We start from the raw sequence: 12,612 nt of genomic DNA, 5'->3' as shown, positions 1-12,612 counted from the left end.
GGCCCGCCGGGTCCGGTGCACCCGGCCGGGCGAGATCCATGCGGTACTGTGAAGCGCATGTGTGGAATTGTTGGATATGTGGGCCCCTCCTCCCAGCGCTCGGACGTGCCCGGCACCGGCTCCGGGCACGACGCCCTGGACGTCCTCGTCGAGGGCCTCCGGCGCCTCGAGTACCGCGGCTACGACTCCGCGGGCGTGGCCGTCGTCGCGGACGGCACCGTCGGCTTCCGCAAGAAGGCCGGCAAGCTGCTCAACCTCGAGCAGGAGCTGCGCGACAGCCCGCTGCCCCGCTCCACCACCGGCATCGGGCACACCCGCTGGGCCACCCACGGCGGACCGTCGGACGTCAACGCCCACCCGCACGTCGTCGACGGCGGCCGGCTCGCCGTGATCCACAACGGCATCATCGAGAACTTCGCCGAGATCAAGCGCGAGCTGATCGAGAAGGGCCACGAGTTCCGCTCGGAGACCGACACCGAGGTCGCCGCCGTGCTCCTGGCCGACACCTACAACGACCTCGGCGACCAGGACCTCACCGCGGCCATGCAAGTCGCGTGCCGCCGGCTCGAGGGCGCGTTCACGCTCCTCGCCGTGCACGTCGACCACCCCGGCCGCGTGGTCGCCGCCCGCCGCAACTCGCCGCTGGTGCTCGGGCTGGGCGAGGGGGAGAACTTCCTCGGCTCCGACGTCTCCGGGTTCATCGACTACACCCGCAGCGCCGTGGAGCTGGGGCAGGACCAGGTCGTGTCCATCACGGCCGACGACTACGAGATCACCGACTTCCACGGCAACCGCGCCGACGGCAAGCCCTTCCAGGTGCTGTGGGACGCGGCCGCCGCCGAGAAGGGCGGCTTCCCGTCCTTCATGGAGAAGGAGATCAACGAGCAGCCCGCCGCCGTGGAGCAGACCCTCATGGGCCGCACCGACCCGGACGGGAATTTGGTCCTCGACGAGCTCAAGATCGACGAGGCGGTGCTCCGCGCCGTGGACAAGATCGTCGTCGTTGCCTGCGGCACCGCCGCCTACGCGGGGCAGGTCGCCCGGTACGCGATCGAGCACTGGTGCCGGATCCCCACCGAGGTCGAGCTCGCCCACGAGTTCCGCTACCGGGACCCGATCGTCAACGAGCGGACCCTGGTGGTCGCCCTGTCCCAGTCCGGCGAGACCATGGACACCCTCATGGCGGTCCGGCACGCCCAGGAGCAGGGGGCCAAGGTCGTGGCGATCTGCAACACCAACGGCTCCACGATCCCGCGCGAGGCCGACGCCGCGCTCTACACGCACGCCGGGCCCGAGATCGCCGTCGCCTCGACCAAAGCGTTCCTGGCCCAGATCACCGCCGCCTACCTCCTGGGCCTCTACCTGGCCCAGCTGCGCGGCAACAAGTACAAGGACGAGATCGGGGAGATCCTCGCCGAGCTGGAGGCCATGCCGGCCAAGATCCAGCAGGTCATCGACGCGCAGGCCGCGGTCAAGGATCTCGCGCAGTCCATGAAGGACGCCTCGTCCGTGCTCTTCCTGGGCCGCCACGTCGGCTTCCCGGTGGCCCTCGAGGGCGCGCTCAAGCTCAAGGAGATCGCCTACATCCACGCCGAGGGCTTCGCCGCCGGCGAGCTCAAGCACGGGCCGATCGCCCTCATCGAGGAGGGCCAGCCGGTGTTCGTCATCGTCCCCTCCCCGCGCGGGCGGGACTCGCTGCACGCGAAGGTGGTCTCCAACATCCAGGAGATCCGTGCCCGCGGGGCCGTGACCATCGTCATCGCGGAGGAGGGGGACGAGTCGGTCGCCGACTACGCGAATCACATCTTCCGCGTGCCGCAGTCCCCGGTGCTGCTCCAGCCGCTGCTGACCACGGTCCCGCTGCAGATCTTCGCGTGCGAGCTGGCCACGGCGAAGGGCTACGACGTCGACCAGCCCCGCAACCTTGCGAAGTCCGTCACCGTCGAGTAGTCCGCGCCCGCCGCTGCGCCGGCCCGCCGTCCCGGATCCTCCCGGGCGGCGGGCCGGCGGTCGTTAGGCTGGGGACCATGATCATCGGCACCGGCATCGACGTGGTGGACATCGCCCGCTTCGAGGAGCAGATCGCCCGCACCCCCGGCCTCGTGGCCCGGCTGTTCACCCCGCTCGAGCGGGACCTGCACGTGCGCTCGCTCGCCGCGCGCTTCGCCGCCAAGGAGGCGGCGGCGAAGGCGCTCAAGGCGCCGCCCGGGATGATCTGGCAGCACTGCTGGATCGAGAAGGACCCCTCCGGCGCCCCGCTGCTGTGCACCGAGGGGACGGTGGCGGAGGAGGCGCGCCGGCAGGGCATCGACAGGTGGCACCTCACCATGACGCACGACGGCGGGATCGCCATGGCCATGGTCATCGCCGAGCGCACCGGGGACGGGGGGCCGGCGTGATCGCCGCCTGGACCGGGGCGCAGGTGCGCGTGGCCGAGACGCCCTTCTTCGAGCGCGGGGAGGGCCCCGCGCTGATGCGGCGCGCCGCCCACGGCCTGGCCCTGGTCGGCGCGCAGCGCCTGCGCGGGCTCCGGGGCCGGGTCGCCGGAGCGCGCGTGGTCGTGCTCGCCGGCACCGGCAACAACGGCGGGGACGGGCTGTGGGCGGGGGCGGAGCTGGCGGGCCGCGGCGCCTCCGTGCTCGCCGTGGCGGTCGGCGACCGGCTGCACCCCGAGGGCGCGGCCGCCCTTGAGGCCGCGGGGGGACGGGTGCTGCGCGCCGGGGACGGCGGGCCCATCCTCGAGGAGGCGACCGAGCACGTGCTTCGTGCCGACCTCGTGCTCGACGCCGTGCTGGGCACCGGCGCCCGGCGCGGGCTGCGCGGGCCGGCGGCGGAGCTCGTCCGCGCGGTCCTGGACCGGTGGCCCCCGGACGGCGGCCCCGCGGTCGTGGCGTGCGACGTCCCCTCGGGCGTCTCGGCGGACACGGGTGCGGTGGCCGGGCCGGTCCTGGCCGCGGACGTCACCGTGACGTTCGGCGGGGCCAAGGCCGGGCTGTTCCTGCCGCCGGGGGACCGGTGGTGCGGCGAGGTGCGAACCGTGCCCCTCGGGATCGAGCACGCCCTGCCCGCCCCCGCGCTGCGGCGCCTGGAGCCCGACGACGTCGCGGCGCTGTGGCCGGGGCCGGGGGCGGCCTCCCACAAGTACTCACGGGGCGTGGTGGGGGTCGTGGCAGGCTCCCCGACCTACCCCGGGGCGGCGCTGATGTGCACACGCGCCGCCGTGGACGCCGGCGCCGGCATGGTCCGCCACCTCGGCGACGCCGCCACCCGCTCCCTCGTGTGCCTGACCAGCCCGGAGGTGGTCGCCTCCGAGGACCACCCCGACGACGTCCACGTCCAGGCGTGGGTCGTGGGCCCCGGCGCCGTGGGCGACGCGGCCCAGGAGTCCCGGATCGGCGCCGTGCTCGCGGGCCCCATCCCCGCCGTCGTCGACGCCGGCGCCCTCGACGCGGCGGCCCGGGCGGCCGCCGACGGCGCCCTCGGCCCCGGCAAGGTCCTCACCCCGCACGCCGGGGAGCTCGAGCAGGTGCTCGCCTGGCTCGCCGCCCTCGGCGGCGGCGGGCAGGCGCCGGACCGGGCGGCGATCGAGGCCGAGCCCGCCCGGTGGGCGCGCGCGGCCGCGGAGGCGACCGGTGCCGTCGTCGTCCTCAAGGGCGCCACCACCCTGGTGGCGTCCCCCGACGGGACGCTGCTCTCCCAGGCCGACGGCAGCCCGTGGCTGGCGACCGCCGGCAGCGGGGACACCCTCGCGGGGATCATGGGCGCAGCGCTCGCGGGCAGCGCCGAGGACCCGGACGCGTTCGCCGCTGCAGGGGACTGGGCCCGCGGGGACGCCCGCCGCGCCGTGGCCGCCGCCCTCGCCGTGGCCGTGCACGGCTACGCCTCCCGGCTGGAGGGCCTCGGCCCCGTGCCGCCCACGGCGCTGTCCGCGAACGTGCGGACGGTCCTGCGCCGGGACCGCTGAGCCGGCGGTCCCGGCCCCGACGGACCGCCCCCGGGACACGGGCGCCTCCGGTCCGGGCTAAGATCGATCCCACTTGCCCCAAAACCCAGCCCGCTGATGGTGACCCCTGCCCGGCGGTACGACAGGAGATCCCCCATGGAAGTCTGGCCAGGTCAGCCCTATCCCCTCGGAGCCACCTTCGACGGGACCGGCACGAACTTCGCCCTCTTCAGCGAGGGCGCCGAGAAGGTCGAGCTGTGCTTGTTCGACGAGGACGGCACCGAGACCCGCATCGACGTCGCGGCCCAGGACAGCTACGTCTGGCACTGCTACCTCCCGACCGTCCAGCCCGGGCAGCGCTACGGCTACCGCGTGCACGGACCGTGGAACCCCGCCGAGGGCCAGCGCTTCAACTCGGCCAAGCTGCTGCTCGACCCCTACGCGAAGGCCGTCTCCGGCCAGATCGACTGGGACCAGGCGCTGTTCTCCTACGACTTCGGCGACGAGGACTCGTTCAACGACGAGGACTCCGCCCCCCACATGATGATGGGCGTGGTGATCAACCCGTTCTTCAACTGGGAGGGCGACCGCACCCCCCGCACGCCGTACCACAAGTCGGTGATCTACGAGGCCCACGTCAAGGGCCTCACCCAGCAGCACCCCGAGGTGCCGGAGGAGCAGCGCGGCACGTACGCCGGCGTGGCCCACCCCGCGGTGATCTCGCACCTGCAGAAGCTGGGGGTCACGGCCATCGAGCTCATGCCCGTGCACCAGTTCGTGCAGGACAGCACCCTGCTCGACCAGGAGCTGCGCAACTACTGGGGCTACAACACCATCGGTTTCTTCGCCCCGCACAACGAGTACCACTCCACCAACGACCTCGGCGGCCAGGTCCAGGAGTTCAAGGCCATGGTGCGGGCCCTGCACCAAGCCGACATCGAGGTCATCCTCGACGTGGTGTACAACCACACGGCCGAGGGCAACCACATGGGACCGACGCTGTCCATGAAGGGCATCGACAACCAGGCCTACTACCGGACGGTGGAGGGTGACCAGAAGTTCTACATGGACTACACGGGCACCGGCAACACCCTCAACGTCCGCCACCCCCACTCGCTGCAGCTCATCATGGACTCCCTGCGCTACTGGGTGACCGAGATGCACGTGGACGGCTTCCGCTTCGACCTCGCCTCCGCCCTGGCCCGCGAGTTCTACGACGTGGACAAGCTGGCCACGTTCTTCGAGCTCGTCCAGCAGGACCCGGTGGTCTCCCAGGTCAAGCTCATCGCGGAGCCGTGGGACGTCGGCCCCGGCGGCTACCAGGTGGGCAACTTCCCGCCCCAGTGGACGGAGTGGAACGGGAAGTACCGGGACACCGTGCGCGACTTCTGGCGCGGGGAGCCCGCGACCCTCGGCGAGTTCGCCTCCCGGATCACCGGCTCGGCGGACCTCTACGAGCACAGCGGCCGCCGGCCGTTCGCCTCGATCAACTTCGTCACCGCCCACGACGGCTTCACGCTGCGGGACCTGGTCTCCTACAACGAGAAGCACAACGAGGCCAACGGCGAGGGCAACAACGACGGCGAGTCCCACAACCGCTCCTGGAACTGCGGCGTGGAGGGCCCCACCGACGACCCCGAGGTCCTCGCCCTGCGTTCCCGCCAGCAGCGCAACTTCCTGGCGACGCTGCTGCTGTCCCAGGGCACGCCCATGGTGCTGCACGGCGACGAGCTGGGCCGCACGCAGGACGGCAACAACAACACGTACTGCCAGGACAACGAGCTGTCGTGGATCAACTGGGACACCATGGACGGCCCGCTCACCGAGTTCGTCGCCGCCGTGACCCACCTGCGCCACGACCACCCGACGTTCCGCCGCTCCGAGTTCTTCGACGGCCGGCCCGTCGAGATGGACGCGGACGACACCGGCCGCCCGATGCCCGACATCGCGTGGCTGAACACGGACGGGGCGCCGCTGAAGCCCGCCGACTGGGACGAGCCCCTGTCCCGCTCCTTCGGGATGTGGCTCAACGGCAACGGCATCGCCGGCGTGGACATGCGCGGTCGGCCCATCACGGACGTGAACTTCATCGTGTACTTCAACTCCAACCCGGAGGCCGTGAAGTGCAAGCTCCCGCCGGTGCGCTACGGCCGGCAGTGGGAGGAGGTCATCGACACCGCGGGCAAGTACGCCGACGGCCAGATCCGCAAGGCCCGCACCTCGATCGTCCTCGAGGGCAAGTCGATGGTCGTGCTGCGCGCCTACGAGGCCGCCGAGGAGGAGCCCGACGCGTCGGTCGCCGCCTCCGTGGCCGCGTACGCGAAGACGCCGCAGGACCAGTGAGCTGACGGCCCCGGCAGGCTGTCGACCCGGACACGGGTCGACAGCCTGCTGGCGTTTCCGGGGCCGGGCCGACAGACTGGTGCGGTGCGCACACCTATCTCGACCTACCGACTCCAGATCACCTCCGACCTGACGCTCGACCGCGCCGCGGGGCTCGTGGACTACCTCCACGACCTCGGCGCCGACTGGGTCTACCTGTCGCCGATCCTCCGGGCCGTCGACGGCTCCGACCACGGCTACGACGTCGCGTCCCCCGCCGAGGTGGACCCCGTCCGGGGCGGTGCCGCCGGGCTCAAGGCGCTCGCCGACGCCGCCCACGCCCGCGGCATGGGCGTGCTGGTGGACATCGTCCCCAACCACCAGGGCGTCGCCGCCCCGGAGCAGAACCCCTGGTGGTGGTCGCTGCTCGCGCAGGGCCAGGCCTCGCCGTACGCGAAGGCCTTCGACGTCGAGTGGGCATCCGGCGGCGGCCGGGTGCTGATCCCCGTGCTGGGCGACGGCGACGACGAGCTCGCGCAGCTGCGGGTCCAGGACGGCACGCTGCGCTACTACGACAACGTCTACCCGCTGGCCGAGGGCACCTGGGCGGAGGGCGACGACCCGCAGGACGTCCACGACCGGCAGCACTACGAGCTCGTGAACTGGCGCCGCGGCGACGCCGAGCTCAACTACCGCCGCTTCTTCACCGTCGCCACGCTCGCGGGCGTGCGCGTCGAGGACCCGGAGGTCTTCGAGGAGTCCCACGCGGAGATCAAGCGGTGGATCGACGAGGGCCTCGTCGACGGACTGCGCATCGACCACCCCGACGGGCTGCGCGACCCGCGGCAGTACCTCGAGCAGCTGAAGGAGCTCACGGGCGGCGCCTACGTCGTCGTCGAGAAGATCCTCGAGCCCGGCGAGCGGCTGCCCCGCGACTGGGCCACCGCGGGCACCACCGGCTACGACGCCCTCGGCGTGATCGACCGGCTGCTCACCGACCCGGCCGGGGAGTACGCGCTCACGAGCCTGGACGCCCGGCTGCGGGGCGGGGAGCCCGTGCACTGGGACGAGATGATCCACGGCACCAAGCGCGCCATGGCCGACGGCGCGCTGCTGGCCGAGGTCCGGCGCCTCGCCCGCCTCGTGCCCGAGGACGCCGGCCTGGACCGGGCCGTCGCCGAGGATGCCCTGGCGGAGATCCTCGCGAATTTCCCCGTCTACCGCAGCTACCTGCCCGAGGGCGCCGAGCACCTGCGGGCGGCCCTCGACGCCGCCCGGGAGCAGCGCCCGGACCTCGCCGGCGCGATCGGGATCCTGGGCGGGCTGCTCGGGGTCGACGCCACGGACGAGGCCGGGCTCGGGGAGCTCGCCCGCCGCTTCCAGCAGACCTCCGGGATGGTGATGGCCAAGGGCGTCGAGGACACGGCGTTCTACCGCTTCCCCCGCCTGACCTCGCTGACCGAGGTGGGCGGCGACCCCTCGCACTTCTCCGTGACCCCCGAGGAGGCGCACGCCGAGCTCGCCCGCCGGGCGGCCGAGGAGCCCCTCGCGATGACGACGCTGTCCACGCACGACACCAAGCGCTCCGAGGCGGTGCGGGCGCGGATCACCGTGCTCGCCGAGGCGGGGGAGCAGTGGGCCGGCGTGGTCGGCACCGTCAAGAAGCTCGCCGAGCAGGCCGGGGCCCTCGTGGGCGACGGCCCGCTCGTGAACCTCGTGCTCCAGGCCGTGGTGGGCGCCTGGCCCATCTCGCAGGAGCGCGTGCTGGACTACGCCCTCAAGGCCGCCCGGGAGGCCGGCAACTCCACCGCCTGGGTCGACGGGGACGCCGGGTTCGAGCAGCGGCTCACCCGGTTCGTCGAGCTCGTCCACCACGACCCGCAGATGCGGGCCGTCGTCGAGGGCTTCGCCGAGCACGTCACCGCGGCCGGCTGGGCGAACGGGCTCGCCGCCAAGCTCGTCCAGCTCACGATGCCCGGCGTCCCGGACGTCTACCAGGGCTCCGAGCTGTGGGCGGAGTCCCTCGTGGACCCCGACAACCGCCGTCCCGTCGACTTCGGGGCCCGGGCCGCCGGGCTCGCCCGGCTGGACACCCCCGTGGGCGGCACCGCCGACGGGATCCCCGCCGTGGGACCGGACGGCGCGGCCAAGCTGCTCGTCACCAGCCGCGCCCTGCGGCTGCGCCGGGACCATCCCGAGCTGTTCACCGGCTACACCCCGCTGACCGCGTCCGGCCCGCTGGCCGGGCACGTGTTCGCGTTCGACCGCGGCGGCGCCGTGACCGTGGCCACCCGCCTGCCCCTCGGACTCGCCGCCGCGGGCGGCTTCGACGGCGAGACCCTCGAGCTGCCCGCGGGCGGGTTCGAGGACCTGCTGACCCGCCGCACGCACTCGGGCACCGTGGCGCTGTCCCGGCTGCTCGCCGACTACCCCGTGGCGCTGCTGCGCCGGAAGGACTCCTGACCTCCATGAACACCCGCGAGCACCTGAACCGCTTCGACGTCTGGGCCCCGCACGCCAGGACGGTGACCGTGCGGATCGAGGGCGACGACCACGACATGATCCCCGCCGCGGACTTGCCTGAGGACTCCCCGGCGGGCACGGCGGCGCGCCGCGACGGCTGGTGGACCCTGCCCGACGGCGCGGACGTCCCCGAGGGCACCGTGCGCTACGGCTACCTCCTGGGCAAGATCTTCGACGAGGGCACGGCGCAGGAGCGCTCGCAGGTCTCCGAGGTCCTGCCGGACCCGCGCTCCCGCCGCCAGCCGCAGGGCGTGCACGACCTCTCCTGCACGTTCGAGCCCTCCGCGCACCGGTGGGGGGACGCCGCGTGGACCGGGCGGACCCTGGCCGGGTCCGTCGTCTACGAGCTGCACCCCGGCACGTTCACCCCGGAGGGCACCCTCGACTCGGCGGTCGAGCGGCTCGACCACCTCGTGCAGCTCGGCGTGGACTTCGTGGAGCTGCTGCCCGTCAACGGGTTCAACGGCGAGCACAACTGGGGCTACGACGGTGTCCTCTGGTACACCGTGGACGAGTCCTACGGCGGGCCCGCGGCCTATCAGCGCTTCGTGGACGCGTGCCACCAGCGCGGGATCGGCGTGATCCAGGACGTCGTCTACAACCACCTGGGCCCGTCCGGGAACTACCTGCCCCTGTTCGCCGACTACTTCAAGCCCGGCTCCAGCACCTGGGGCGACCTCATCAACCTCGACGGCTGGGGCTCGGACGGCGTCCGGGACTACATCCTCGACAACGTGGAGATGTGGCTGCGCGACTACCACGTGGACGGGTTCCGCCTCGACGCGGTGCACGCCCTGCAGGACCACCGGGCCGTGCACATCCTCGAGGAGATCGCCGAGCTCGTGGAGCGCGTGGGCGTGGAGACCGGCAAGCCCCTCTTCACCGTCGCGGAGTCCGACCTCAACGACCACCGGATGATCACGCCGACCACGGCACACGGCCTCGGCATGACCGGGCAGTGGCTCGACGACTTCCACCACGCCGCGCACGTCGCCCTCACCGGGGAGACGCAGGGCTACTACGCCGACTTCGCCGCCCTCGGGACCCTCGACAAGGTGATGCGGGACGCGTTCTACCACGACGGCACCATGTCGGTGTTCCGCGGCCGCCACCACGGACGGCCGGTCGACAAGCAGCGGGTGCGCCCGTGGCAGTTCGTCACGTGCATCCAGAACCACGACCAGATCGGCAACCGCGCCGCGGGGGACCGGATCAGCGCGAGCCTCACACCGGACCAGCTCGTGCTGGGTGCCGCATTGCTCCTCACCCAGCCGTTCACCCCCATGCTGTTCATGGGGGAGGAGTGGGGCGCGTCCACGCCGTGGCAGTTCTTCACCGCCCACCCCGAGCCCGAGCTCGGGGAGGCCGTGGCGAAGGGCCGCAAGGCGGAGTTCGCGTCCATGGGCTGGGACGAGGACACGGTCCCGGACCCCCAGGACCCCAGCACGTTCACGAACTCGAAGCTCGACTGGGACGAGCTCGGCCGGGACGACCACGCCCGGGTGCTGAGCGCCTACCGCGAGCTCATCGCGCTGCGGCGCGCCGTGCCCGAGCTCACCGACCCGCGCTTCGACACGATCGGCACCGACCTCGACGAGGACGCCCGCTGGTTCGTGCTGCGCCGTGCCACGGCCCCGGGCTCCGACCACGGGGTCGCGGTGCTGCTGAACTTCGGGGCCGGGCCCGCGCAGGTCCCCTTCCCCGGCCGCCCGGACGCCGAGGTGCTCTACCGCTCCGGCGACGTGTCGCTGACCGCGGGCTCCGGCGGCGGCGTCGCCGCGCTGCCCGCCCACGGCGCCGCCGTGGTGCGCTACTGAGCCCCCTCCGCCGCCACCCGAACGACCTCACCGACCCTCGAAAGGCCCCCGTGCGCACCTACGGACCCGACGTCCCCTACCTCCCGGCCGACGACCGCTACGAGACCATGCCCTTCCGCCGCGTGGGCGACTCCGGGCTGAAGCTGCCCGTGATCTCGCTCGGGCTGTGGCACAACTTCGGCGACGACAAGCCGCTCGCCACCCAGCGCGCCACGCTGCGCCGGGCCTTCGACCTCGGCGTGACCCACTTCGACCTCGCCAACAACTACGGCCCGCCGGCCGGCGCCGCGGAGCTGAACTTCGGGCGGATCCTGGCGCAGGACCTCGCGCCGTACCGGGACGAGCTCGTGATCTCCTCCAAGGCCGGCTGGACCATGGGCCCGGGCCCGTACCACTTCGGCGGCTCCCGGAAGTACCTCGTGTCCTCCCTGGACCAGTCCCTGCAGCGGATGGGCCTGGACCACGTGGACATCTTCTACCACCACCGCCCGGACCCGGACACCCCGCTCGAGGAGACGATGCGGGCCCTCGACCACATTGTGCGCTCCGGGCGAGCCCTGTACGTGGGGATCTCCTCCTACAACGCCGAGCTGACCCTGCGCGCCCAGCAGATCATGCGGGAGCTGGGCACGCCGCTGCTGATCCACCAGCCGTCCTACTCGATGCTCAACCGGTGGATCGAGTCCCCCGGACCGTCGGGGACCTCCCTGCTGGGCGCCCTGACGGAGGCGGGGATGGGCTCGATCGTGTTCTCCCCCCTGGCCCAGGGCATGCTCACAGACCGGTACCTGGACGGCGTCCCGGAGGGCTCCCGGGCCGCCGCGGAGAAGTCCCTGAACCCGGAGTGGCTGACCGGCACGACCCTGGAGAAGGTCCGCGGTCTGCACGAGATCGCCGCCGCCCGCGGGCAGAGCCTGGCCCAGATGGCGATCGCGTGGGTGCTGCGCGAGCAGGCGGACGGCCAGGTCAGCACCGCGCTCGTCGGCGCGTCCTCGCCGCAGCAGCTCGAGGACAGCGTGGGCGCCGTGCACCACCTCTCCTTCACCCCGGAGGAGCTGGAGTCGATCGACCGGCTGGCCACGGACTCCGACATCAACATCTGGGCGGGCGCCCGCGACTCCAAGACCGCGTGAGCGGCGGGTCCCGGTAGCCGTGGAGGCCTCGCAGTACCTCGCCCTGCTCGGGCTGTGGATCGCCGGGATCGTCGCCCCCGGCCCGGACGTCCTGGTGATCCTGCGCAACGCGTCGCTGGGCTCCCGGGCGGCCGGCATGCTCACCGCGGTGGGGGTGATGACCGGCAACCTCGTGTGGATCACGCTCTCCCTCACCGGGGTGACCGTCCTGATCGGCCAGGCGGACACGCTCCAGCGGCTCATCCAGGTGGCCGGGGCACTGTTCCTCGGCTGGCTGGGGGTGAGCGGGATCCGGGCGGGTCTCGCCGCCCGGGCCGTGCCGGACCGGGTGCCGAGCGCGGCGGGCGGTGGGCCCGGCAGCGTCCCGGGGGAGCCGCAGGCCCCGCCGGGGCGCTCCGTCACCCCCGGCCGGGCCTTCGTGCTCGGGCTCGTGACGAACCTCTCGAACGCGAAGGCCATCATCTTCTTCGTGGCACTGTTCGCCAACGTGGTCCCGGCGGGCGCGCTGTGGTGGGAGACGGCCCTGGTCTTCGCGCTGCTCGTGGTCGTGGGCCTCGCCTGGTTCACCGCGGTCGCGTGGGTCGGCTCGGTCGAGCGGCTGGCCGCGGGCTTCCGGCGGCACGGGGCCGCCGTGGAGCTCGCCGCCGGCGTGCTGTTCCTCGTGCTCGCCCTCGGCCTGCTGCTCAGCGCGCTGTGAGCCCGCCGTCCGGCCGCCGGGCCGGGCCCGCCCCCGGCGGGCACTAGACTGGAGCGCTGGGTCCCGCCCGGCCGGGCGCCGGGGACGGGACCCAGACGACCAGACAAAGGAGTCCCGTGTCCCACCATCCCATTCGCGTGGCCGTCGCCGGTGTCGGCAACTGCGCCTCCTCGCTGA

At 72.9% G+C, this 12,612-nt stretch carries 8 protein-coding genes; all 8 read left to right on the top strand.

The window, feature by feature from the left end; genetic code table 11:
- Positions 1 to 57 precede the first annotated feature (57 nt).
- The 8 genes from glmS (at position 58) to RF647_RS16635 (ending at position 12,435) form a co-directional block, all read left to right on the top strand.
- Entirely contained in the window at positions 58 to 1,950 is a 1,893-nt protein-coding gene (gene glmS / locus RF647_RS16670) for a glutamine--fructose-6-phosphate transaminase (isomerizing) (RefSeq protein WP_368812716.1), read from the top strand.
- Positions 1,951 to 2,027: 77 nt separating this feature from the next.
- Complete coding sequence (locus tag RF647_RS16665) at positions 2,028 to 2,399, top strand: holo-ACP synthase (RefSeq protein WP_368796615.1); 372 nt, start codon at positions 2,028 to 2,030, stop codon at positions 2,397 to 2,399.
- Positions 2,396 to 3,964, top strand: a complete 1,569-nt coding sequence (locus RF647_RS16660; protein ID WP_368812715.1) for an NAD(P)H-hydrate epimerase — start codon at positions 2,396 to 2,398, stop codon at positions 3,962 to 3,964. Before RF647_RS16665 ends, RF647_RS16660 begins: the two co-directional genes overlap by 4 nt.
- Before the next feature lie 135 nt (positions 3,965 to 4,099).
- Positions 4,100 to 6,286, top strand: a complete 2,187-nt coding sequence (gene glgX / locus RF647_RS16655) for a glycogen debranching protein GlgX (RefSeq protein ID WP_368812714.1) — start codon at positions 4,100 to 4,102, stop codon at positions 6,284 to 6,286.
- An 84-nt stretch (positions 6,287 to 6,370) separates the two neighbouring features.
- Positions 6,371 to 8,728: a malto-oligosyltrehalose synthase gene (gene treY / locus RF647_RS16650; RefSeq protein WP_368812713.1), complete on the top strand. Its 2,358-nt coding sequence runs from the start codon at positions 6,371 to 6,373 to the stop codon at positions 8,726 to 8,728.
- A gap of 5 nt (positions 8,729 to 8,733) precedes the next feature.
- Positions 8,734 to 10,605: a malto-oligosyltrehalose trehalohydrolase gene (gene treZ / locus RF647_RS16645; protein WP_368812712.1), complete on the top strand. Its 1,872-nt coding sequence runs from the start codon at positions 8,734 to 8,736 to the stop codon at positions 10,603 to 10,605.
- A gap of 107 nt (positions 10,606 to 10,712) precedes the next feature.
- A complete protein-coding gene (locus RF647_RS16640; RefSeq protein ID WP_368812747.1) occupies positions 10,713 to 11,738 on the top strand; it encodes an aldo/keto reductase in 1,026 nt (341 codons plus the stop codon).
- A gap of 19 nt (positions 11,739 to 11,757) precedes the next feature.
- Complete coding sequence (locus RF647_RS16635; protein WP_368812711.1) at positions 11,758 to 12,435, top strand: LysE family translocator; 678 nt, start codon at positions 11,758 to 11,760, stop codon at positions 12,433 to 12,435.
- The last annotated feature ends 177 nt before the right edge of the window (positions 12,436 to 12,612 follow it).

It is taken from the genome of Kocuria sp. CPCC 205263, from assembly GCF_040981075.1.
Taxonomy (GTDB): domain Bacteria; phylum Actinomycetota; class Actinomycetes; order Actinomycetales; family Micrococcaceae; genus Kocuria; species Kocuria rosea.
This window is presented reverse-complemented; position numbering and strand designations above follow the sequence as displayed.